Origin of the sequence: Blattabacterium cuenoti, from assembly GCF_014251715.1 — a bacterium.
Lineage (GTDB): Bacteria > Bacteroidota > Bacteroidia > Flavobacteriales > Blattabacteriaceae > Blattabacterium > Blattabacterium cuenoti_M.
In genome coordinates, this window is record NZ_CP059198.1 from 27818 (window position 1) to 53159 (window position 25342).

At 22.7% G+C, this 25342-nt stretch carries 17 protein-coding genes and 3 tRNA genes; 17 read left to right on the plus strand and 3 right to left on the minus strand.

All coding sequences use genetic code 11. The features are described 5' to 3' along the window. Positions 1-25: 25 nt before the first annotated feature. Positions 26-949: a malate dehydrogenase gene (gene mdh / locus H0H59_RS00120; RefSeq protein WP_185862159.1), complete on the minus strand. Its 924-nt coding sequence runs from the start codon at positions 947-949 to the stop codon at positions 26-28. A gap of 88 nt (positions 950-1037) precedes the next feature. Here mdh and gcvP point away from each other — a divergent pair, with 88 nt between their 5' ends. Then, entirely contained in the window at positions 1038-3908 is a 2871-nt protein-coding gene (gene gcvP, locus H0H59_RS00125; RefSeq protein ID WP_185862160.1) for an aminomethyl-transferring glycine dehydrogenase, read from the plus strand. On the opposite strand, the gene tsaD is transcribed toward gcvP, so the two are convergent. Continuing rightward, positions 3905-4936 (minus strand): tRNA (adenosine(37)-N6)-threonylcarbamoyltransferase complex transferase subunit TsaD, encoded by a 1032-nt coding sequence (tsaD, locus tag H0H59_RS00130; protein WP_185862161.1) that lies wholly within the window; start codon positions 4934-4936, stop codon positions 3905-3907. The genes gcvP and tsaD overlap by 4 nt on opposite strands. Before the next feature lie 24 nt (positions 4937-4960). Between tsaD and H0H59_RS00135 the strand changes: the two genes are divergently transcribed. From H0H59_RS00135 to H0H59_RS00160, 6 genes are all read left to right on the plus strand, one after another. Further along, entirely contained in the window at positions 4961-8662 is a 3702-nt protein-coding gene (locus tag H0H59_RS00135) for a translocation/assembly module TamB domain-containing protein (protein ID WP_185862398.1), read from the plus strand. 120 nt (positions 8663-8782) lie between these two features. Beyond that, a complete protein-coding gene (locus H0H59_RS00140) occupies positions 8783-9301 on the plus strand; it encodes an Lrp/AsnC family transcriptional regulator (protein ID WP_185862162.1) in 519 nt (172 codons plus the stop codon). Positions 9302-9428: 127 nt separating this feature from the next. Further along, positions 9429-11447 (plus strand): HD family phosphohydrolase, encoded by a 2019-nt coding sequence (locus tag H0H59_RS00145; RefSeq protein ID WP_185862163.1) that lies wholly within the window; start codon positions 9429-9431, stop codon positions 11445-11447. A 53-nt stretch (positions 11448-11500) separates the two neighbouring features. Beyond that, positions 11501-11585 (plus strand) — tRNA-Ser (locus tag H0H59_RS00150). A gap of 6 nt (positions 11586-11591) precedes the next feature. Next, positions 11592-11666, plus strand: a tRNA-Pro gene (locus H0H59_RS00155). Between the two features lie 23 nt (positions 11667-11689). Then, positions 11690-11763, plus strand: a tRNA-Arg gene (locus H0H59_RS00160). Here H0H59_RS00160 and clpP read toward each other — a convergent pair. After that, positions 11761-12441 (minus strand): ATP-dependent Clp endopeptidase proteolytic subunit ClpP, encoded by a 681-nt coding sequence (gene clpP / locus H0H59_RS00165; protein WP_185862164.1) that lies wholly within the window; start codon positions 12439-12441, stop codon positions 11761-11763. The genes H0H59_RS00160 and clpP overlap by 3 nt on opposite strands. A gap of 122 nt (positions 12442-12563) precedes the next feature. On the opposite strand from clpP, the gene H0H59_RS00170 reads away from it, so the two are divergent. The 10 genes from H0H59_RS00170 (at position 12564) to alaS (ending at position 25334) form a co-directional block, all read left to right on the plus strand. After that, the gene (locus H0H59_RS00170) at positions 12564-14027 is read left to right on the plus strand and encodes a lipopolysaccharide biosynthesis protein (protein WP_238785023.1); all 1464 of its coding nucleotides are present in this window, start codon (positions 12564-12566) and stop codon (positions 14025-14027) included. Between the two features lie 9 nt (positions 14028-14036). Then, a complete protein-coding gene (locus H0H59_RS00175) occupies positions 14037-14396 on the plus strand; it encodes a dCTP deaminase/dUTPase family protein (RefSeq protein WP_185862165.1) in 360 nt (119 codons plus the stop codon). After that, entirely contained in the window at positions 14393-15424 is a 1032-nt protein-coding gene (locus H0H59_RS00180) for a sugar phosphate nucleotidyltransferase (RefSeq protein WP_238785024.1), read from the plus strand. The genes H0H59_RS00175 and H0H59_RS00180 overlap by 4 nt, the downstream gene beginning before the upstream one ends. A gap of 37 nt (positions 15425-15461) precedes the next feature. Then, complete coding sequence (locus tag H0H59_RS00185; protein WP_185862401.1) at positions 15462-15656, plus strand: Sec-independent protein translocase subunit TatA/TatB; 195 nt, start codon at positions 15462-15464, stop codon at positions 15654-15656. Positions 15657-15720: 64 nt separating this feature from the next. Beyond that, positions 15721-16815: a lytic transglycosylase domain-containing protein gene (locus H0H59_RS00190; protein ID WP_185862166.1), complete on the plus strand. Its 1095-nt coding sequence runs from the start codon at positions 15721-15723 to the stop codon at positions 16813-16815. Positions 16816-16883: 68 nt separating this feature from the next. Further along, entirely contained in the window at positions 16884-17879 is a 996-nt protein-coding gene (gene recA, locus H0H59_RS00195) for a recombinase RecA (protein ID WP_185862167.1), read from the plus strand. 10 nt (positions 17880-17889) lie between these two features. Further along, complete coding sequence (locus H0H59_RS00200) at positions 17890-18669, plus strand: MBL fold metallo-hydrolase (RefSeq protein ID WP_185862168.1); 780 nt, start codon at positions 17890-17892, stop codon at positions 18667-18669. A gap of 25 nt (positions 18670-18694) precedes the next feature. Continuing rightward, positions 18695-21853 (plus strand): cytochrome c biogenesis protein, encoded by a 3159-nt coding sequence (gene ccsA, locus H0H59_RS00205; protein WP_185862169.1) that lies wholly within the window; start codon positions 18695-18697, stop codon positions 21851-21853. A gap of 92 nt (positions 21854-21945) precedes the next feature. Further along, positions 21946-22668: a lysophospholipid acyltransferase family protein gene (locus H0H59_RS00210; protein ID WP_238785025.1), complete on the plus strand. Its 723-nt coding sequence runs from the start codon at positions 21946-21948 to the stop codon at positions 22666-22668. After that, positions 22665-25334 (plus strand): alanine--tRNA ligase, encoded by a 2670-nt coding sequence (alaS, locus tag H0H59_RS00215; protein ID WP_185862170.1) that lies wholly within the window; start codon positions 22665-22667, stop codon positions 25332-25334. Before H0H59_RS00210 ends, alaS begins: the two co-directional genes overlap by 4 nt. Positions 25335-25342: the final 8 nt, after the last annotated feature.

A 25342-nucleotide genomic window follows, 5' to 3' on the forward strand; every position in this document is an offset into this window, starting at 1 on the left:
TTAAAAAAAATTTAGATAAAATAGTTCAATGATTTAATTGAACTATCATGCTTTTTATATGATCGTAAGATTTTTTTAAAAGATTTTTTTCTTTATTATTTAATTGCAACTCTATTATTTTTTCTATTCCAGATTTACCTAATATAACTGGAACTCCTAAATATATATTTTTCAAATTATATTCTCCTTTTAAAAAAGCAGAACATGAAAAAATACGTTTAGAATCTTTCAAAATAGCTTCTACCATTTGTATGATAGATGCACTAGGAGCTATCCAAGCAGATGTTCCTAATAAATTAACTATTTCTTCTCCTCCTTTTTTTGTTTTTTCAATAATCTCATCGTTTTCTTTTTCGGATAAAAATTCTTGTAGAGGAATTCCGGATATAGATGTGTATCTATATAAAGGAACCATAGAATCACCATGTCCTCCTAATAATAAGGATTGTATATCATGAGGAGAAATTTTTAATTTTTTTGATAAAAAATAACGATATCTTGTTGAATCTAATATTCCTGCCATTCCAATGACACGATGATTATCTATTTTAGCTGTCATATAACTAACGTATGCCATCACATCTAATGGATTAGAAACAATGATTAATTTAGCTTTTGGAGAAAAATAAATAGATTGTTTTGTAACATAACGAATAATTTCTGCATTAGCATTAACTAAATCATCACGACTCATTCCAGGTTTTCTCGGTATTCCACAAGTGATAATAATGATTTCAGAATTTTTTGATTTGGAATAATCGTTAGTAACTCCAATAATTTTAGTATTTGATTGTATAATAGGAATCATTTGAGAAATGTCTAAACTTTTTCCTTCAGAAAATTTTTCTCTAATGTCTAATAAAACAATTTTTTTGATTATATCTTTCTGAACTAATAAATTAGCACAAGAAGCTCCTACGTTTCCTGCTCCAATAATAGTAATTTTCATGTTTTTACTTGGTCTATTTTTTTCTTAGTAAACTTAAATATTTACCTAAATTTGTAAACTATAAAGATAAACACAATTTCTATTTTTTATGAAAGAGGATTACGTTAGAAAAAATAAATTCTATTATAGACATATAGGACCTTCTTCTGATGAAATTAGCGATATGTTAAAAGAATTACAATATACTTCTATTAAGGATTTTATAATGAAAACCATTCCTAAAAAAATACGTTTAAAAAAAAAATTAAACCTTCCCCATTCTATTTCTGAATATCAATATTTAAATCATATTTATAGAATAAGTAAAAAAAATAAAATTTATCGTTCTTATATAGGATTAGGATATAGAAATACCATTACTCCAAGTGTTATTCAAAGAAATATTTTGGAAAATCCAAGTTGGTATACCCCTTATACTCCCTATCAATCAGAAATATCTCAAGGACGTTTAGAAGCTTTAATAAATTTTCAAACTATGATTTCAGATATTACTGGAATGAAAATAAGTAATGCATCTATGTTAGATGAGTCAACAGCAGCAGCAGATGCCATGTTTATGATTTATCAAGAAAAAATAAAAAAAAAACAAATCGATAATAATTATTCCTTTTTTATTTCAGATGATATTTTACCACAAACCTTTTCCGTTTTAAAAACAAGATGTTTTGGTTTGGGAATACATATCATTATAGATACTCATCTGAATCTGTTAAAAAATAAATATAATGGTAAAAAAATATTTGGATTAATAATATCTTATCCTTCTTGTTTAGGAGAAATTTATGATTACAGGGAAACAATAGAATATGCAAAAAAAAATAACATATCAATAATAGTTTCTTCAGATCTATTATCTCTATCTTTATTAAAACCTCCTGGAGAATGGGGGGCTGATGTAGTTGTAGGATCTAGTCAATCTTTTGGTGTTCCTATGGGATATGGGGGGCCTCATGCAGCTTTTTTTTCTACTTATGAAAGATATAAGCGTTTTCTTCCTGGAAGAATTATTGGAATATCTATAGATAAAAAAAATAAAAAAGCATTTCGCATGGCTTTACAAACTAGAGAACAACATATAAAAAGAGAAAGAGCTACTTCTAATATTTGTACATCACAAGTACTTCCTGCTATAATGGCTTCAATGTATGCTTTATATCATGGTAAAAATGGCTTAATAGAAATAGCAAAATGTATTCATGAATATACTAAAAAATTAGAATTTTTATTAGTTCATAATATGAGTAATATTACTCAAGTAAATACATTTTATTTTGATACTATTAGAATAAAAACAGATTTTTTAAAAAAAATAAAAAAAGTAGCAGAACGAAAAAAGACTAATTTCAGATATGTAGATAAAAAACATTTAACTATTACTTTAGATGAAACTACATGTAATGAGGATATCAATCATATTTTATCTATATTTCATGAAGTTTATGGAATAAATAAACATAAGTATAATTGTAATAAAAAAATTAATGATAAATATAAATTTCCTAGTTTCTTAAAAAGAACTTCTAATTTTTTGAATCATCCAATTTTTCATAAATTTCATTCAGAAAATGAATTGATGCGTTATATAAAACGATTGGAAAAAAAGGATATTTCTTTAAATCATTCTATGATTCCACTTGGATCATGTACAATGAAATTGAATGCTTCTACTGAATTATTTTCTTTAAGTCAATATGAATGGAGAAATATTCATCCATTTGTGCCTAATAAACAAGCAATGGGATATCATTTTGTTATTCGTAATTTAAAAAAATATTTTAAGGAAATAACTGGATTTTCCGGAATTTCTTTACAACCTAATTCAGGAGCTCAAGGAGAATATGCTGGCCTTATGGTTATAAAATATTATCATCATTCATTACAAGAATATAAAAGAAATATAGCATTAATCCCTTCTTCTTCACATGGTACTAATCCAGCTTCAGCTAATATGGCAGGAATGAAAGTTATTTCAATTGCTACGAAAAATGATGGATCTATTGATAAAAATGATTTATTGAAAAAAGTAAAAGAAAATAAAGATTTTTTATCCGTATTAATGATTACTTATCCTTCTACTCATGGAGTATATGAAATACATATTCAAGAAATCATAGATATTATTCATGATAATGGAGGACAAGTTTATATGGATGGAGCAAATATGAATGCTCAAGTAGGTTTGATAAAACCGGAACATTTAGGAGTAGATGTTTGTCATCTCAATCTACATAAAACTTTTGCTATTCCTCATGGAGGTGGAGGACCTGGAATGGGACCTATTTGTGTAGCTAAACATTTAAAACCTTTTCTTCCCAATCATCCTTTTATTGAAAAAAAAAAACAGGAACTTACTATTTCCTCTTCTCCATATGGATCTTCTTCCATTTTAACAATTTCTTATGCTTATATTCGTTTATTAGGACCAGATGGTCTAAAAAAATGTACAGAAATATCTGTATTAAATGCAAATTATATAAAAGAAAAATTAAAGAAATTTTATAATATATTATATGTAGGAAAAAATAACACAGTTGCGCACGAATTAATTATAGATTGTAGACTTTTCAAGTCTATAGGAATTGATGTGATAGATATAGCAAAAAGAATGATAGATTATGGATTTCATGCTCCTACTATATCTTTTCCTGTGGAAGGATGTATGATGATTGAACCTACAGAAAGTGAATCTAAAGAAGAATTAGATCGTTTTATTCAAACACTGATCAATATACGAAAAGAAATTAAAGAAATTGAAGAAGGTAAATATTCTAAAAAAGAAAATGTACTTAAAAATGCTCCGCACAGTATAGAATTATTGACTCATAATGATTGGAACTATCCTTATAGTAGAGAAAAAGCAGCATATCCATTATCCTGGGTTAAGGATAGAAAATTTTGGCCATCAGTAAATCGTGTTGACGATGTCTATGGAGATAGAAATTTGGTCTGTACATTTTAAAATTTTTTAAATTGAGAATATGGAGTAACATGAATAGAATCAAATAATTTTTTTTCATATTTTAGCAATCCAGTAATGGCAATCATTGCTCCATTATCTGTAGCATATTTTTTTTTAGGAATAAAAATTTCCCATTTTTTTTCTCTTTTTGTTAGAGATATAAACATATTCCTAATTTCATTATTTGCAGATACTCCTCCTGATAAAGCAACTCTAAAAATACCAGTTTTTATAGTTGCTTTATGTACTTTTTCTAAAAGAATTTCCGCTATGATTTTCTGTATAGAAGCACATAGATCAGATAAATTTTTTTTTATAAAAAATGGATTTTTTTTTGATTTTTTTTGAATAAATTGTAATATATTACTTTTTAATCCACTAAAACTAAAATTAAGTTCGTCTACAGATGGTTTTGAAAAAACAAATTTTTTGCAATTTCCATTTTTAGAAAAAAATTCTATCATAGGACCACCAGGATAATGAAATCCTAATATTCTAGCTATTTTATCCAAAGCTTCTCCTACAGAATCGTCCAAAGTAGTTCCCAATATTTTCATTTGAAAAAAATCGTTTACTTCAATTATTTGAGTATGTCCTCCACTTATTACTAAACCTAAAAATGGGAATCTTGGATAAGAATTACTGATATTCGCATTTTGTATAAAATGAGCCAATATATGCGCCTGAACATGATTTACAGTTAATAAAGGAATTCCTAATCCCATAGAAAAAGATTTTGCAAAAGAAGCTCCTACCAACAAGGATCCTATTAATCCAGGACCTAAAGTAAAGGATACTGCATCTATTTGATTTCGTTTAATTTTTGCGTAATGAAAAGCTTGATGAACAGCTCTTATTATATTTTTATCATGTAATCTAGAAGCTAATTCTGGAACTACCCCACCATATTCTTTATGAATTTTTTGAGAAATGATAATATTAGATAATACATATCTATTTCTAATAATAGAAACAGCCGTTTCATCACATGAAGATTCTATACCAATAATAATAGATTTTTTTTTCATAAAAAAATAACAATATCTTTGAGAATGAATAATGTTTTTTATAATAAATTATTCCTTAAAAAAAACATAATCCTTTTTTTATTTTTTTTATTAGTTTTTTTTACTATTTATAATCAAAAAAAAATACAAAAAAAAGTATCAACATTTTTTTTAGAAAAAGTAATATCTCATTTTGGTAAAAAAGTTTCTATAAAACATGCTTCTATTAATTTATTTAAAAAAGAACTTATTTTACATGATGTAAAAATTAAAGATCATCACCATTTTTCTTTTATTCATTTGTCTAAATGTAGAATATCTATTCCTAATTTATTTTATTTTATTTTCATAAATTCTAAACATTTAAAGATAAAAAATTTGATAATTGAAAATTATTCTTCTTTTTTTATAAAAAAATATTTAAAAGAAAAAGATTATAATATCATTTTTTTGATAAAAAATATTTTGAATAATAAAAAATCAAATAAAATGGATGTCAATTTTATAACTTGTTCTAAGTTAATAATAAATAAATCTCATTTAGTATGTAAAAATATCAATTATTTATTTTATAGTCAAATAAACAATATTTTTATTAATAAAAAACAAATAAAAGCTTCTATACAATCCAAAGGATTTTTTATAAAAAAAAATTTTTTTATCAAAAATTTTTTTTGTAATATAACATATTATTATACTACAAAATTAAAAATTAACAATTTTTTAATAAAAACATCTCATAGTTATATAAAAGGATATTTTACTATTTATAATAAAAAAAATATACAAGGTAAAATTTTTGAAGGATCAAAATTAGGTTCAGATTTCGGAATTTTTTTTTATAAAAAATGGTCTTTTCTATTTTTTATTCAAGGTCGGATCAATGGAGAATTAAATGATGAAAATAAAAAATTTTTTATTTCTGATATTTTTATTAAAGATTTACAAGGAAATAAATTATTTGCGGATAAAATTCATATTTTTTATATAAAAAAAAAATGGAAAGAAATTAAATTTTATAAAATTTTTATAAAATTTAATCCTTATAAAATAAGAAAAATAATACCATATAATTTTTATTCAAAATTTAGATTTATAACTAATATTAAACAATGGATAATATATAAAGGAAGTTTAATTTTTAAAAATCAAAAAAAAAATATAAAAATAGAAGGTATTATACAAAATAATTTTTTTAAAGCTAAAATAGCTACTTTCTTTTATTTTTTAAAAAAGATACAATATACAGGTAAAATTTTAATAAAAAAAAAATATTTAGATTTTTTATTACAAAAAAACTTTTTTTTAATTCCATCAAAAATATCACTATTAACAAGTAAAAATCCAGATTTATGGATTTTTTTTAAAGGAAATTTGGAAACATTCTTTATTACTCTATTTTTTTATCATTCAAAATATAAAATTAGTTTGAAAGGAAAAATTTCTACACATTTTCAAATTAAAAAAATATCTCTATATATAGATAATATTAATAATAAAATTTTAAAAATTATATTAATAAATAATCAACATTTTAAAAAAATTTATATTAATGTATATAACATGATAATTGGTAATATTCATGGATATTTTAAATGGAAACATTTATTTTATGTTATAAAAGAAATTTTTTTTTTAAAAAATTACTGTAGTAAACAAATAATTTCTATTAATTTTAGTTTTTTAATTAAAAAATCCTTTTTTGATTTAATTAAATCAAAAAAGGATAAAAATATATTTTCTGATATTCATATTTCAGGTAAAAAAGAGAATAATATATTGAAAATACTTTTTTTTATAAAAGCAATTCAATTCAATGAAATATTTGTTGATACAGCATGTATAATATTTAATTATTCTTTAAAAAAAAACATACAAATAAATGCAGAAAAAATTTTTATAAAAAATTTTTTTTTAAAAAAAATTAATATTTTTCTTTTAAAAAGAAAAAATTTTTGGATGATAAATTCCAAATTTTTTTTTAAAAAAAAAGAAAAAAAACAAGAATTTCAAGAACAAATATTGAATTTTCTTTGTAAAGAAAAAAACAATTTTTTTATATTTTACCCTTTATTTTCTAAATTAAATATCAATGAATATGATTGGATAATTGATAATGTAGGAACAATAAAAATAGATTTTATCAACAAAAAATATATAATTGATAATATTATTTTGTATTCAGGAAAACAAAAAATTATTATAAATGCGTTTTTTTTTAAAAATAAAAAAAAAATATTTCAACTTTATCTAAATAATGTTCCATTAAAAAAAATCATATTTAAAAAAAATGTTAATGGATTGATTAATGGCTTTATTTTTTACAAAAAAATTGAGAATCAAATTGAACCAAACATTCATATAAAAATTGAAAATTTTTCAATTGAAGAAAACATATTAGGAAATTTTTATATTCATTCTTTTCATAAAAATAAAAATTATGAAATTTATGGAGTTCTTAAAAACAACATTCATGATATTTTAAATATATCTGGAAATATTAACAATCAACTAAAAAATAAATCAAAACTTAATTTTAAAATAAACATAACAAATTTAAGAATGGATAATTTTTCCTTTTTATGGAAAAAAATGAATAGTGAAGCAAGAGGAATTCTTACAGGAAGAATACAAATATTTGGTGATTTGGATCATACTCATTATTTTGGAAAATTAGAAATTAAAAAATTTGGAATAAAAGTCAATTCTACAAATACAGATTATGAAATAATAAGTCCTGCTTATATAAATGTTGTTTCTGAATCCTGCATATTATCTCCTACTTCTTTTATAGAAACAAAATCTAATACTAAAGGTTCTATAAATGGATCTTTTTTACATAAAAATTTTTTTAAATGGCATTTTAAATTGTTTATTTATACAAAAAATTTGCTTGTTTTAAATACAAATAAAAAACAAAATCATTTTTTATTTGGAAAAATATTTACTCATGGAAAAATTAAAATAACTAAAAAAGAAAATAATAAAGTAGACGTATCTATGATAGATGGACAAATTTTGAATTATTCTCATTTATATGTGAATCCAAAAGCTTCAGAATTAATGATGGAAAAAGAAAAAAGTGTTCAAAAAGAGAATAATTTTTTATTTCTAAATATAAAAACTTCTATCAATAATAATACAAAAATATCAATTTTTCTAGATAAAAATTTAGAAAATTTTATTGAATTAAGAGGAAAAGGTTATTTTTTTTTAAAAAAAACATATAAAAAAAATATACAAACTAGTGGAAAATTTTTTATTATAAATGGATTATATCATTTTTATATAAAAAAAATACCAATTTTAAAATTAAAATTTAAAAAAGAATTTAAAATAAAACCAGGAGGATTTATTAGTTGGAAAGAAAATTTTTATCAGTCCAATATTAATTTTATCGCTTATGATACTAAAGAAGTATCCAATGTTATTGAATATATGAATATTTCAAAAAATTTTAAATTTTATAAAAATTTTATTTTTACAGAATTAAAAATGACTTTTAATGGGAGAATACAAAAACCAAATATAAATGTGGAAATTTCATTCCCTAAAAGTAATGAAGAAATACAAAAAAAATTATTAAACAAATTAAATTCTTTTAAAGAAAAAACAATACAATTTGTATCTATTTTAATATTAGGAAAATTTTACACAAAAAATAATATTATAAAAAATTTTTTATATTTTTCTATATACGGAATGATTTTAAAAGAAATCAGAAATATATTATTAAATGTGAATTAATATTTTTTTATAAAAACTATAAAAATATATTGAAAAACAATAAACTATTTCTTAAAAAGAAAGTTTTGTATCTTGGTATTTTTAATACCTTTATTAAAAAAAAAATAAAAATATAAAACAATGATTCTAAGATATCATACAGACGAAATAGACAATACTATTGTCAGAAAACTAAATATAAATGCAAGAACCCCATATACTGAAATAAGTAAACAAATAAGCCAAGAAATAAAACCATTATCCGTTGGAACTGTTCATGTTCGAGTAAAAAAATTAGAAGATGCTGGAATTATTAAGGGAAGTACTTTGATTATTGGATATGAATCGTTAGGATTTCATTTAATAGCTTTTGTAGGTATTTTATCAGATTCTCGTGAGTCTAAATTAGTAAAAGAAGAGTTAAAAAAAATACCTAATGTAGTACAATTATATATTACTTCAGGGAAGTACAATCTTTTTTGCAGAATTATTGCTAGAGACCCTTCAGATGCAAGAGATGTTATTTCTAAAATTGGAGAAATTAAAGGAGTACTTAGAACCGAATCTAACATTTGTTTGGAAGAAAGTATTAATGATGAAAATAGATTGTTATCGAAAATTTTACAAAAAAAAAAATCATCTTATAAAAAAAAAACATGATTATATTATAAAAACTATGATATTATTATAATTCATAATTTTGATCATATTAATCAATATCATACTTCTTCTTTAATTAAAAAATTCCCCCCTTCCGAAAAAATTGCATAGTTACAATTTTTAGGCAATGGCTAACTTCTTAAAATTTTATAAAAATATTGCAGATAAGATTTTAGTTCCAATAATTGCAATCTTATCATTGACTTTTTTTTTACCAAAAAAAGAAATTTTTAAATATGAATTTTCAAAGGGAAAAACTTGGTATTATGGAGATTTATTTTCTCCATTTAATTTTGTTGTTCCCAAAAACAGTATAGACATTAGTTTGGAAATACAAAAATTGAAAAAAAATAAAAAAATATTTTGTATTAAAAACAAAAAAATAGTAAAAAATATAAAAAAAAAGCTAAAAGAGATTCCATTCATAACAATGAATAAATCTTATTCTAGAATTGTTCATCAAATAGTTAATACTGTATACAAATATGGATATATAGATTATATTCCAAAATGGAAACATAATAAAAATACAAAAATTTCTTTTCAAAAAAATAAAAAATGGATTTCTATTCCATACAATAAAATTTACAATCATAATAAAGTAAATCATATTCTTGAAAATAGTTTTATGATGAATAATTATCATGCAAAAATTATAAAAAAAATTTTAAAAAATACTATTATTCCAAACTTTTTCTATAATAAAAATTATACTGAATTTTTTTTTCATGAAAAAATAAAATCTATTCCAAAAATAAAATATTTTTTTACAAAAGGAGACAATCTTATCAATTATAATGATATTATAGACGAAAAAAAATTCCAAATTTTATCTTTTTTTAAAAAAAAATATGAAAATAAAGTATGGAATAAAAAAAAAGATTATTGTATGATCATAGGATATTTTTTCGTAATAAGTATGATTTTTACTCTATTCATATTATATCTTTTTTATTTTCAAAATAAAATTTTTCAAAATAACAGAGAAATCAATTTTTTAATAATCAATATATTATTAATATTAATTATCACTATTTTAACTTTAAAATATCATTCTAAAATATTATATATAATCCCCTTTTGTATACTTCCTATAAGTATTCGTGCTTTTTTCAATTTTCACTTGAGTATTATCATTCACCTAATAACTATTCTATTATTATCCATAATAATACCAAATAGTTTTGAATTTACTTTTATTCAAATAACTACAGGTCTTTTAGTAATGTTAACAAAAAATAACATGTATAAAATGTCTAATCTTTTTATTGCTGTAATAAAAATAACTATCACTTATATAATTACTTTTAGTTTACTTACTTTAATTCGTGAAGGATCTTTAGAAAAAATTTCTTTACATACTTTTTTTTTATTTTTTTTTAGTGGAGTTTTCACTTTGTTTGTTTATCCATTAATATTTATTTTTGAAAAATTATTAAATATTACTTCATATATTTCATTATTAGAATTATCTGATACAAATACTCCTATATTAAGATTATTATCTAAAAAAGCTCCAGGAACTTTACAACATGTTTTAACCGTTGCAAATATTGCAGAAGAAGCGGCTGTAGTAATTGGAGCTAATTCTCTACTAGTAAGAATAGGAGCTATTTATCATGATATAGGAAAAATACAAAATTCTATATTTTTTACTGAAAATCAACAGAATATAATTAATCCTCATGAAAAATTAAGTCCAAAAGAAAGTGCTAAAATTATTTTAGAACATGTATCCATTGGAATTAAGTTAGCAAAAAAATATCATTTACCTAATTCTATTATTGATTTTATACGTACCCACCATGGGAATACCATTGTTCATTATTTTTATGAAAAACAAAAAGAAAAATATCTAAAAGTAGATAAAAAACAATTTCAATATTCTGGGCCTAAACCTTTTTCCAAAGAAACAGCTATTGTAATGATAGCAGATTGCGTAGAAGCAGCTTCAAAAAGTATTAAAAACCCATCCCCTAAAGATTTAGAAAATTTGGTAGAAAATATCATTAATAAGCAAAAAAAAGAAAATCAATTATCCAATACAGATATTACTTTAAAAGAAATAGAAAAAATAAAACAAGTTTTTAAAAAAAAATTAAAGAATATTTATCATACTAGAATAGAATATCCTAATCATGGTTAATTATTATTTGTTTATTTAATGTATCTATTTTAGATTTGTATTCTTTCTTTAGTGGAGAATTGCCAGAGTGGTTAATGGAACAGTTTGCTAAACTGTCGGTATATAGATACCGCGTGGGTTCGAATCCCACATTCTCCGCAATAACGGGGTATAGCGTAGTTTGGTTATCGCGCCTGGTTTGGGACCAGGAGATCGTAGGTTCAAATCCTGCTACCCCGATATCATAAATCCAAAAAATATTGGATCACGTAGCTCAAATGGATAGAGCAACTGCCTTCTAAGCAGTAGGTTACAGGTTCGAATCCTGTCGTGATTATTTTTTTGATATTTTTTTTTCTAATATTTCATCTATCATTCCATATTCTTTAGCTTCTTGAGAAGTCATCCAGTAATCTCTATCTGAATCTTTTTCTATTTTGTCAATAGACAATCCAGAATGATTAGATATAATTTCGTAAAGTTCTCTTTTTAATTTCAAAATTTCACGAACTGTAATTTCAATATCTGAAGCTTGTCCTTGTGTTCCTCCTACTGGTTGATGAATCATAATTCTAGAATGTTTTAATGCAGATCTCTTATTTTTTACTCCTGAACAAAGTAAAACAGCAGCCATGGATGCTGCCATTCCAGTACAAATAGTAGCGACATCAGGTTCAACAATTTGCATTGTATCATATATTCCTAGTCCTGCATAAACATCTCCTCCTGGAGAATTAATATATATTTGTATATCTTTTACCGAATCTACAGATTGTAAAAACAACAATTGAGCTTGCACTATATTAGCTACTTGATCTTCTATAGGAGTTCCTAAAAAAATTACTCTATCCATCATTAAACGAGAAAAAACATCCATTTGAGCTATATTTAACTTTCGTTCTTCAACGATATAAGGAGTCATTAATTTAATATATTCATTCATCATTAAACTATTAATCCTTTTGTGTTTCGTTGCATATAGCATAAAATCTTCTGATTTTTTGTGATAATACATTTTTTTTATGTTGAAAATTTTATTAAAGTTACTCATAGATGCAAAATATTAGAAAATAAATTTATACATACACAAAAAAAAAAAATACAGAAATTAGAAACTTTTAATTAATTATTAAGATATTGAATTTGTACAAAAAATTAGCAATACAAACAATTATCTATTCTATAGGATCCATTTTTCCAAAGATCATTAATTATGCTCTTTTAAAATTTTTTACTATTTCTTTAAAAAGAGAAGAATTTTCTCTTTATACAGATATGTACGCATTATCTTTTCTAGTAATTGGATTTCTTTCTTTTGGATTAGAAAATACTTATTTTAGATTTTTATATAAAAAAAATTATAATAAAGAAATTGTTTTTTCAACTGGTGTTATAATACAATTATTTATCACTTCTTGTTTTTTTATCATTGCTATAAATTCAATAAAATATTTGGTTTTTATTGCTGGATATCATAATCATCCAGAATATTTTTTTATGTTTTTTTTAATTATATTTTCCGATAGCATTTGCATTCTTCCTATGGCATGGCTTCGTGCTCATGATAGACCTTTTAAGCATACTATTATAAATGTATTTAATATATTAATACAATCATTTATCATCATATACATGTTCTATTGTTCTAATAATCTTTACATAAAGAAAACTTGTTTTTTTTCCATTTTTGAATGGATCAATTCTTTTACGGATAAAATAGGTTACATATTTTTTGCAAATATGATATCATCTTTTAGCAATTTATTTTTAGTTCTTCCTATTATTTTTAAAAAAGTAACGGTAAAAAAATTCAACAAAATTCTTGCTAAAAAAATGTTAAATTACGGAATTCCTATTATGCTTGGAACTATATCTTTTTCTATAAATGAAAATTTGGATAAAATTTTGATTAAAAGATGGGTATCCGATGAAATTAATGGATCTTATTCTGCTTGTTATAAAATAGCGTCTTTTATAAATATGTATATCAGAATTTTTCGATTAGGAATCGAACCTTTTTTTTTTAAAAAATCAGAGGATTCTGATGCAAAATACTATTTTGAAGAAATAACTTATATATTTATTCTTTTTGGATTAATTTTTTATGTATTAATATGCAGTAATCTTACTCTATTAATAGAATTTTTTATTGATAAAAAATATCATCTTGCAATATCCATTATTCCTATAATAATGATGGCAAATCTATTTTTAGGTATTTATACAAATTTATCTATTTTTTATAAAATTATAGATAAACCTATTATTGGAACTTATATATCCTTCATAGGGGTACTAATTACCTTTTTATTTAATATTATTTTCATAATAATTCCTAATAATAGTTTCATGATTCCTGCTTGGGGAACTTTTTCATCTTATGGATGCATGCTAATAATTTTATACATTTGGGGTAAAAAAAATTTTTCTAATTTTTTTAAAAAAATCATAAATATTATAATACACTTTATACTTGCCATTTTTATAGTATTTATAATCAATAAAAAAAAAGAAATACTATTTAGCTTTTTTTTTCAATTTTTGTATTTGATAATTGTTTTTTTTTTCGAAAAGAAAAGATTGATGAATTTCATAAAATAATAATGAATTTTGAAATATAAAAAAGAAGATCAATCAACTTTAATTGCCAATATAGAAAAATCTATTTCTATTAATTTTTTGGAAAAAAAATTGATACCAACAGGATTTTTTATTGAATTTTACAAAAATATTAAGTATTGTTTTTTTATAAAAAAACAATTTATTGAAGCTATTTGTATCATTCATATTGAAAAAAAAGAAATTAAAATCATTGTAATCAACATTTTTTTAAAACCGATTATAATTATACCTAATGAAAAACTAGCAATATTAAATATGGTTAAAAAAACCAAAATAAAATGGAATAAATGTACTATTTTAAATAAAAGTATGAGGGGAGATAATAGTTTTGGAAGTAGTGGAATATGAAAAAAAATACGAAAATTATAATTCCTATGGCAGGAAAAGGATCACGTTTACATCCACATACTTTCAACACTCCTAAACCATTCATTTCTATTGCAGGTAAAATAATATTGAGTAGATTGTTGGAAAGTTTATCTAAAGTAATTAAAATTTTTTCCATTCAAGAAATTGTTTTCATTATAGGTAATTTTGAAAAAAAAATAGAAAAACAATTAATAAAATTATCTAATGATGTAGGAGTAAATCCTATTATTTATTATCAAAAAACTCCTCTTGGAACAGCAGACGCTTTACTAAAAGCTAAAGATTCCTTAATAGGAGGACCTATAATTATTGCTTTTTCCGATACTTTATTTTATGGTAATATTGAAAAGGAAATTACTGATAAAGTTGATAATATTATATGGACAAAAAAAATTAAAAATCCTCATTTGTTTGGAGTAGTAAAATGTGATTCTTCAGGAATTATTACTCATTTTGTAGAAAAACCAAATAATTATGTATCTAATTTAGCTATTATTGGTCTTTATTATTTAAAAAATAGTCTTTTTTTTAAAGAAGAATTACAATCTATATTATTAGATAATAATAACAATGAACAAGAATATCAATTGACATATGTTTTAGAAAACATGAGAAAAAAAGGAGAAAAATTTACTAGTAAACAAGTTAAAAAATGGATGGACTTTGGAAACAAAAAAAGAACTATTTATTCAAATTCAAAAATATTATCTATGGAATCCAAACATTCAGAATTAATTAATAAAAAAGCAATCATAAAAAATAGTTTAATTATAAATCCTTGCTCAATAGAAGAAAATACAATTATTGAAAATAGCATTATAGGACCTTATGTTTCAATAGGAAAACATGCAAAAATAAAAAATAGTAATATAAAAAGATCTTTGATTCAGGATCATTCAAAAATTTTTAATGCAAATTTTAATAATTCTATGATCGGAAATCACACTTTTTATATAAAAAAAGAAAAAGAAGTTAGTTTAGGTGATTTTTCAATTTTTAAAAATTGAAAAATAATAATTTTTTTTATATTTGATAAAAAATTCCATTAATTTGATACTACTTGGAACTTTTGGTACCACAGAAATTGTGGTTATTGTCATTCTTGCACTTTTACTTTTTGGTGGTAAAAAAATACCAGAATTAATGAGAGGATTAGGAACAGGATTGAAAGAATTCAAAAAAGCTTCTGAAGGAAAAAATTCAGAATCTGAGGAAAAAGAAGAAAAATCTGAAAAATAAAAATATCTCTCATTTTACGTTTTGTTGATTAGTACTTTTTTTTATACAATTTGAAAAACTAATAATGGCAACGATAACGGTAAAAAATATTATGTTTTTTATGCTCATATTAAAAAGCTTTATTCTTCAGTCTGTATCAAAACAACCGTTTTGGGAACAAAAAAATATCATCAATTTTCATAAAAATATTTCTAATAATAAATTGGATAACATATATATAGAAAAATTATGGAAAAAAATGTTCGTAGGAAAAAAAAGATTTTTATCTGTAAAAAAATTATTTCATAAAAAAAATATTATTATTACTAATATAGATGGGGATAATTTAAGGTTAAAATTAACCTTATTGAATCAAAAATCTCAAATTAAAATACTAAAATACAATAGTATTGTACATGCCGCTATCGAAAGTTATCTTCGTATGGCAAAATATATAGAAAGAATTATTTCATTATCAGATTTTTATTTTCCTATGTTTGAAGAAAAACTTGAAAAGCATCGTCTTCCAAAAGAATTAAAATATTTAGCTATCATAGAATCAAATTTAAATCCTATCATTACTTCCAAAGCAGGAGCACAAGGTATTTGGCAATTTATGCCTGAAACTGGTAAAATATATGATCTTAATATGAATCATATTTATGATGAAAGAAATGATCCTGTTAAATCAACAGAGGCCGCTTGCCGTTATTTAAAATTTTTATATAAAAAAATAGAAAATTGGGAATTAGTTTTAGCTGCTTATAATGCAGGACCTGGTACTGTGTATAAAATTTTACAACGTCATAAAAATAAAAAAGATTTTTGGTATTTATGGGAATTTTTCCCGAAAGAAACACAAAATTATATTCCAAAATTTATTGCTATAAATTATGTAATGAATTACTATAAAGAACATCACATTTCTACATATCATTCTTCTCCTTATAAATACAAGTATAAAGAAACTATATTAATCCCTATAAAAGAAAAAATTTCTTTAAAATTTTTTGCCTATAGTTTAAATATTTCCTATCAAGATTTAATGATTCTCAATCCACAATATCTTGTAGATATTATTACTCCTACTAATACTACTAAAAAAAAGTTTTTTTTAAGATTGCCAAAAAATAAAATTTTTCTTTTAAAAAGGAAGGATTTAATGAATTTAAGAAAATAATAAAAATTAATTGTGTTTAATATAGAAAATATATGATTACTAATTATTTTAATATTATCAAATAATTAATGAACAAAAAAATGGAACACAAAAGAAAATCCTTAAAACTTGTACTAGAAAAAATGGATAAAATATATGGAAAAGGGACTGTAATGCAAATGGGAGATTCTCATATAGAGAATATAGAAATTATTTCTTCTGGATCTATAAGTTTGGATATTGCTTTAGGTATTAAAGGATTTCCCAAAGGACGGATAATTGAAATATTTGGTCCAGAATCTTCAGGAAAAACTACTTTAGCTTTACATTCTATATCAGAATCACAAAAATTAGGCGGTTTTGTTAGCTTTATAGATGCAGAACATGCTTTTGATTGTATTTATGCTAAAAAAATAGGAATAAATATAAAAGAATTAATAATATCTCAACCAGATAATGGAGAACAAGCATTGGAAATAGTAGATAATTTAATTAGATCTGGAGTTATTGATATGATAGTGGTTGATTCTGTAGCGGCTTTAACTCCTAAAAGTGAAATAGAAGGAGAAATGGGGGATTCAAAAATAGGACTACAAGCAAGATTGATGTCTCAAGCATTGAGAAAACTAACTTCTAGTATAGGAAAATCAAAAAGCATACTCATCTTTATTAATCAATTAAGAGAAAAAATTGGAGTATATGGAAATCCGGAAGTAACAACAGGAGGAAACGCCTTGAAATTTTATTCATCAATAAGATTAGACATTAGAAAAGGCTCTTCCATTAAAAATGGGGAAAAAATATTAGGAAATAGAACAAAAGTTAAAGTAGTTAAAAATAAATTATCTCCTCCTTTTAAAATTGCGGAATTTGATATTATATATGGGGAAGGAATTTCAAAAATAGGTGAAATTTTGGATATAGGAGTTGATTTAGGAATTATTAAAAAAAATGCATCTTGGTTTAGTTATGGAGATATTAAGTTAGGACAGGGTAGAGATACTGTCAAAGAATTTTTAAAAGGAAAAAAAAACATTATAAATGAAATACAAAAAAATATATTGAATCAATATATTCAAAAATAGTAAAAAAAATATGAAAATTACTTTTTTGGGAACTGGGAACTCTCAAGGAATTCCTATTATTGGTTCTAACCATCCAGTATGTTTATCTAAAAATCCAAAAGATAAGAGACTTAGAAGTTCTGTTTTAATTGAAAAAAATAAAAAATGTTTTTTAATTGATTGCGGTCCAGATTTTCGTTATCAAATGTTGCGAAGTCATCATTCTAAATTGGATGCTATTTTTATAACACATGAACATCAAGATCATATAGGTGGATTAGACGATATAAGACCGATTTATTTTAATATGAATTCCCCTATCCCTATTTATGGATTACGTAGAGTTTTAAAAAATATAAAAAAAAGATTTTTTTATATTTTTTCTTCAGAAAAAAAATATAAAACATCAAAAATTTACATATCTATACATGAATTAGATAATTCAAAAGATTTCTTTTTTGTAGAAAATTTTAAAATTTTCCCTTTGTCCATATGGCATGGACATTTACCTATTTTGGGATTTCGTATCGAAAATTTTGCATATATCACAGACGCAAGCTCCATTCCCATTGAAACAATTAAAAATATAAAAGGGATAGACGTTCTAGTATTAAACGTATTAAGAAAAGTACCAAAAAATATTTATCCCTTTACGCTTAACGAATCTTTAAATACTATTCAAATCATTCGTCCTAAAAAAACTTACTTAACACACATTAGTCATATGCTTGGATTTCACGAAAAAATTGAAATTAAATTACCTAAAAATGTATACCTTGCTTATGATGGATTAATCATCAATCAAAAATAATATTTTTGCATATAATTAAAATAATATGCAAACATTAAAAAAGATTCTTTTATACATACTTTCTCCAAAAATAACTTCTTTTTTGTTCTTATTATTAGCCTTAGCTATGGCTATAGCTACTTTTATAGAACAAAAATACTCCACTGATGTTGCAAAAATATTTATTTATGAATCTACTTGGTTTGAAATTATAATGTTATTAATGATAATAAATTTAATAGGCAATATATGTAAATATAAATTATGGAATCATAATAAGTTTCCTTTATTCATTTTTCATCTATCATTCGTATTTATTTTTATTGGAGGAATTTTATCTAGATATTATAGTTTTGAAGGGATGATATCTATAAGAGAAGGGGAAATTAATAGAAAAATTATTTCTCTAAAAAATTATATCAAATTAAAAGTTAATCAAGGAAATTATACTAAATTTTATCATGATCCTTATATTCTTTCTTCTTATCATAAAAAATATAAAGAAAAAATTTATTTTAAAAATAATCCTTTGATTATCAAAATTTTAGATTATATACCATGTGCAAAAGTAATTTTATCAAAAAAAAAACCAGAAGAAAAAATTATAAAAATTATTTCAAAAAATAAAAAAGGAATAATAGAAAATTTTATTAAAAATGGTTTTTATACCAAAATAAATGGTATTGTATTTTCTTTAAATAAAAAAATTCCTTTTGGAATACAAATTTTAGAAAAAAAAAATAAATTATATATAAAATCTTCTTTTACAATAAAATGTATAAATCTGATTAATAATAAAACTAGTTTTTTATTAAAAAATACTTTTAATTTATTGAATTTTAAAATATTATATAAAATTCAAATAAATAATAAAATCATGCAATGGATCATTCCTGAAGGAATTGTAAAAGGAAAATTAGAATATGTAGAATCATGTGATCAAGAAGAAAAAAATAATTTATTAAGTGCTATAACAGCGGAAATATATTTTAAAAAAAAATACAAACTAATTACTTTTCTAGGAGGGAAAAATTCAACAGAAATGAGCGATCCTTTATTGTTTAATGATTGCAGAATATCCATTGGATATGGATCTATATTTTGTAATCTTCCTTTTTTTTTACGATTAAATAAATTTCAAGTAAAAAACTATCCAGGTTCAGAATTTCCATCTTCTTTCATGAGTAATATCACACTCATAGATCACATAAATAAAAAGAAAAAAAATTATTTGATTTACATGAATAACGTTTTAAACTATAAAGGATTTAGATTTTTTCAATCTGGATATGATCCAGATGAAAAGGGAACTCATTTTTCTGTAAATAATGATTATTTAGGAACTTACTTTTCCTATATAGGTTATATTTTTATGAGTATAGGGATGTTTTTTACTTTATTTTGGAAAGGAACTAGATTTAGTTATCTTAAAAAAAAATTGAAATATTTATATTCTAAAAGTTATTTATTTTTATTCCTCATCCTCATGATAGGAAGTAACAGTTTCGCTTTTTCTAAAATTACAAAAATTCCTTTGGAAAACGTTTCTGATGCAATTCATATTCCTAAAAAACATGGAGATCAATTCGGTCGTTTGCTAGTACAAGACGATAGAGGTAGAATTAAACCTATCAATACTATAGCTATTGAACTCCTTAGAAAAATACATAAAAAAAATTATATAGAAAATTTAGATGCAAATCAATGGTTTATATCTATACATCAAGATAACATATTTTGGACAAAAATTCCTTTTATTAAAGTTGATAAAAAAGGAGGAGATAATTTTTTAAATAAAGTGAAAGCCAATTCAGAATATTATGTATCTCTGATAGATCTTTATAGTATAGATTCCAAAACGGGAAAATTAAAATTTCTTCTTCAAGAAGATTATGAAAAAACTTTTTCAAAAAATCCCATGAAAAGAAATAAATATGATAAAGCAGTACTTAGTCTTAGTGAACGTGTAGGAATTTTACATAATATTTTTCAGGGAAAATACATTCGTATTTTTCCTATTCCAAATGACGTCAATAATACTTGGTCAAGTTGGATCATTTCAGATTCAAATAGGTTAAATCCTGAAGGATTTTCTATGTTTAATAATTATCTAAAATCTTTATTATTTTCTCAAAATGAAAAAAATTGGCGTATTGCAGATAATGAAATAAAAAAAATACGATTATATCAACTTAAATATGCTAAATCTATTTTACCTTCAGAAAATAAAATATCCATAGAAATTATTTATAATAAATTAAATATATTTTATATTTTATCTTTTATATATGCTTTTTTTGGGATAATTATTATCATTAATTTTTTTTTGATTATGATATTTCAAAAAAAATATATGTATTTTTTTTCTAAAATATTTTTCTTCATTTTATTTTTTCTATTTATTATAAATTTTATAGGTTTAATTTCTAGATGGTATATTTCTGGACATGCTCCATGGACTAATGGATATGAATCATCTATTTTCATTAGTTGGATTTTAGTTGGGATAGGTTTTTTATTTTATAAAAACAAATTTATTTCAGGAATCACAGCTTTAGTAGCATCTATTTTATTAATTATAGCACATGGAAATATCATGGATCCAGAAATAAACAATTTAGTCCCAGTTTTGAAATCTCACTGGTTGATTATACATGTAGCTATAATAACATCTAGTTATGGTTTTTTTTTCACAGGAGCATTTTTAGGATTTTTTGTATTGATTTTGTATATATTAAAAGCATATCTTCATTATTATAGTAAAAGAATTCAAATTAATATTGAAAAATTTACATTAATTAATGAAATGTGTCTTATTATAGGACTTTTTTTATTAACAATAGGAACTTTTTTAGGTTCTGTTTGGGCAAATAATAGTTGGGGACGTTATTGGAGCTGGGATCCAAAAGAGACTTGGGCTCTGATAAGTATTATGGTTTATGCTTTTGTATTACATATTCGATTAGTTCCATGCATGAAAAGTATATTTACTTTTAATTTTTTGAGCATATTATCAATAAGTTCTATTCTTATGACTTATTTTGGAGTAAATTATTATTTATCTGGATTACACTCTTATGCTAAAGGAGATCCTGTAACTATACCTTTTTGGATATATTATAGTTTATTAATTTTGTTAGTAGTTACAAGTTTTTCCTTTTATTCTACAAAATTTAATAACATTAAGAAAAAAATAGACAAATAATCAGTGAATTTTCATTCATCTTTTTTAAAAAAAACAAAAAAAAAACATTTAAAAAAAAAAAAAGCACTTTATTTAGAGATGCATTTGGAAATTTGCATTTTATAAAACGTTTTTTAATCTTTACTTTTGGTTGTATTTCCTATAATCGTTATAATGGTTTTAATAAATTACAATTGAAAGGTACAGAATTTATTAAAGATTTACCTGATACAAAAGTTCTTTTTGTATCCAACCATCAAACTTATTTTGCAGATGTTTTTGCTATGTTTCATGTTTTTTGTAGTGTAAAAAATGGATTTATAAATAGCATAAAAAATCCTATTTATCTTTTGAATCCAAAAGTAAATCTTTACTATGTAGCAGCTAAAGAAACCATGGATAAAGGTTTAATTACAAAATTATTAACTTATTCAGGAGGTGTTACTGTAAAAAGAACGTGGAAAAAAGTAGATAAAAAAATAAATAGTACGGTAGATATTTTATCTGAAATAACTCGTATGGGAATAGCTCTTAATGATGGATGGTTAATTACTTTTCCTCAAGGTACAACTAGAGAATTTGCTCCTGGACGAAGAGGAATAGTTCATGTTATTAGAAAATATAATCCTATAGTTGTTCCTATTGTAATAGATGGATTTAAAAAAGCTTATGATAAAAAAGGAATTCGAATTAAAAAAAAAGGAGTATTAAATAAAATGAAATTTAAAAAACCTATTCAATTGGATTTTAAAAAAGAGACTCCTGATAACATCATGGAAATAATTATGGATGCTATAGAACAATCTCCTAAATATTATATAAAAAAAAATTTATGAAATATCAATTGATTAGAGAAACTTTTCTAAGTTTTTTTAAAAATAAAAAACATAGAGTTATTTCTTCTTTTCCTATTTGTTCAAAAAATGATCCTACTATTTTTTTTATAAATGCAGGAATGAATCCTTTTAAAGATTATTTTTTAGGGAATATTCAACCAATGAATTCAAGAATTGTTAATATTCAAAAATGTCTTAGAGTAACAGGAAAACACAATGATTTAGAAAATGTGGGATATGATAATTATCATCACACCATGTTCGAAATGTTGGGGAATTGGTCTTTTGGAGATTATTCAAGAAAAGAAACGATAGAATGGGCTTGGGAATTATTAATAAAAGTGTATCAGATACCAAAAAAAAATATTTATGTATCCATTTTTATTGGAGATAAAAAAGAAGGATTATCTATGGATAAAGAAACCTTAAAATATTGGAAAGCTTTATTAAGCGATAATAATATACTTTTTTTTGGTAAAAAAGAAAATTTTTGGGAAATGGGGGATACAGGTCCTTGTGGCCCTTGTACTGAAATTCACATTGATTTACGTAATGATAAAGAACAAAAAAAATTATCTGGAAAATATCTTATTAATAAAAAACATCCTCAAGTAATAGAAATTTGGAATCTTGTTTTTATAGAGTTTTTACGTAAATCAGATGGAAAATTAGAAAAACTTTCTACAAAACATGTAGATACAGGTATGGGATTGGAGAGATTATGTATGGTATTGCAAGAAAAATTTTCCAGCTACGAAACTGATATTTTTTTTCCCATTATTCAAGATATAAAAGAATCGTTGGGGAATGTTTATAAAGAAGATTTTAATCAAAAAATATCCATTCGTATTATAGCAGATCACTTAAGAGCTGTTGTTTTTTCTATTTCTGATGGACAATTACCATCTAATAATGGAGCTGGTTATGTTATAAAAAAAATATTAAGAAGAGCTATTTTTTATTCTAATCGTTTTTTATATCAGAAAAAACCTTTTATTTATCAATTTGTAAATTCTTTAGTAAGAGAAATGAAAAGTTCTTTTCCAGAATTGGAAAATAAAAAAAAATACATACAAAATGTTATTAAAGAAGAAGAAATGTCTTTTTTAAAAATTATTGAAAAAGGAAGTAAAAAAATGAAACATATCATCATAAAAACTAAAGAAAAAAATGAAAAAATTATTGATGGGAAAACTATTTTTCAATTATACGATACTTATGGGTTCCCTATAAAATTATCTAAAATGTTAATTGAAAAAAATGATTTATTTTTTGATGAAAAATTACTTAATAAAAAATTATTAGAACAAAAAAAAAGATCTAAAAAAGAAAGTAATACAATAATGAATACTGATTGGATAAAAGTACATAATCATCAATTTATTAAAGAAAATTTGGTAGGATTTGTAGGGTATGAAATGATAGAATGTGATATTTTAATCATAAAATATAGAAAAGTAGAAAATAAATCAGATAAAACTCATTATTATGAATTAGTTTTTTCGAAAACTCCTTTTTATCCTGAAGGAGGAGGACAGTTGGGGGATACAGGTTATATAAAAAGTAAATTGGATCAAATTTTAGTTTTTAATACTAAAAAAGAAAATTCTATTATTATACATTCTGTTAAAAAATTACCTTTGGATGTTTATTCTTCTTTTAAAGCTATAGTAAATAAAAATAGAAGAGAAGAAATTGAAAAAAATCATACTTCTACTCATTTATTGCATTTTTCTTTGAAAAAAATTCTAGGAAATCATATTCAACAAAAAGGTTCTTATGTAGGAGATGATTATATAAGATTTGATTTTTCTCATAATAAAAAAATAACGATTAAAGAATTGCATAAAATAGAAAACTTAGTTCAAGAGCTAATTTTTTCAGATCTTTTTATGCAAGAAAAAAAATATACTTCTTTACAAGAAGCTAAAAAAAATGCTTTTTTTAGTGAAACGTTTGAAGATAAATATAAACAAGAAGTAAGAGTCATTACTTTTGGGAATTCTTCTGAATTATGCATAGGAACACATGTAAAAAATACTGGATTAATTCAAGTTTTTGAAATAATATCAGAATCTTCTATTTCATATGGAATACGAAGAATTAAGGCTATTACTTCAAAAAAAGCAATACTACATTTAAAATCGGTTCATGATAAATATCAAGATTTAAAAAGTATGATGAGAGGATCTCCTACAAAAAATTTTATTTTTTTACAAGAGTCTAATAAAAAATTAAAAAAAGAAATATCAAAAATACATTCACAGCAAATTAAAATTTTAAAAAAAGAATATTTTTTAAAAGCGATTCTACTGTCATCTTCTATAAAATATATATGTGATATTGATTTTTTGCAAGAAAAAGAATTAGATATGAATATTATTAAAAAAATAGTTTTGGATTTAAGACATGAAATATCTAATTTGTTTTTTATTATAGGATTTATAAAAAATAGAAATCCAATTATTTTTATATCTATTTCAGATTCTATCATTAAAAATAATAATGTTCATGCTCATAAAATAATATCTACAATGGCGGACAATATACATGGAAAATATTGGGGGAAATCTTTTTTCGCTACAGCTATAGGGACTAAAAAAGATGGACTTAGATTAGTTTTAAAAGAGACAATAAATATAAAAAATCGTTTAATAAATAATTAAAAATAAAC

Bases quoted from the DNA above. Each gene is read 5' to 3' on its own strand.
- H0H59_RS00180 (WP_238785024.1), top strand. From the start codon at position 14,393: ATGAAAAAAAATACGAAAATTATAATTCCTATGGCAGGAAAAGGATCA.
- H0H59_RS00145 (WP_185862163.1), top strand. From the start codon at position 9,429: ATGGCTAACTTCTTAAAATTTTATAAAAATATTGCAGATAAGATTTTA.
- alaS (WP_185862170.1), top strand. From the start codon at position 22,665: ATGAAATATCAATTGATTAGAGAAACTTTTCTAAGTTTTTTTAAAAAT.
- ccsA (WP_185862169.1), top strand. From the start codon at position 18,695: ATGCAAACATTAAAAAAGATTCTTTTATACATACTTTCTCCAAAAATA.
- H0H59_RS00190 (WP_185862166.1), top strand. From the start codon at position 15,721: ATGGCAACGATAACGGTAAAAAATATTATGTTTTTTATGCTCATATTA.
- H0H59_RS00140 (WP_185862162.1), top strand. From the start codon at position 8,783: ATGATTCTAAGATATCATACAGACGAAATAGACAATACTATTGTCAGA.
- gcvP (WP_185862160.1), top strand. From the start codon at position 1,038: ATGAAAGAGGATTACGTTAGAAAAAATAAATTCTATTATAGACATATA.
- tsaD (WP_185862161.1), bottom strand. From the start codon at position 4,936: ATGAAAAAAAAATCTATTATTATTGGTATAGAATCTTCATGTGATGAA.
- mdh (WP_185862159.1), bottom strand. From the start codon at position 949: ATGAAAATTACTATTATTGGAGCAGGAAACGTAGGAGCTTCTTGTGCT.
- H0H59_RS00135 (WP_185862398.1), top strand. From the start codon at position 4,961: ATGAATAATGTTTTTTATAATAAATTATTCCTTAAAAAAAACATAATC.
- H0H59_RS00200 (WP_185862168.1), top strand. From the start codon at position 17,890: ATGAAAATTACTTTTTTGGGAACTGGGAACTCTCAAGGAATTCCTATT.
- recA (WP_185862167.1), top strand. From the start codon at position 16,884: ATGAACAAAAAAATGGAACACAAAAGAAAATCCTTAAAACTTGTACTA.
- clpP (WP_185862164.1), bottom strand. From the start codon at position 12,441: ATGTATTATCACAAAAAATCAGAAGATTTTATGCTATATGCAACGAAA.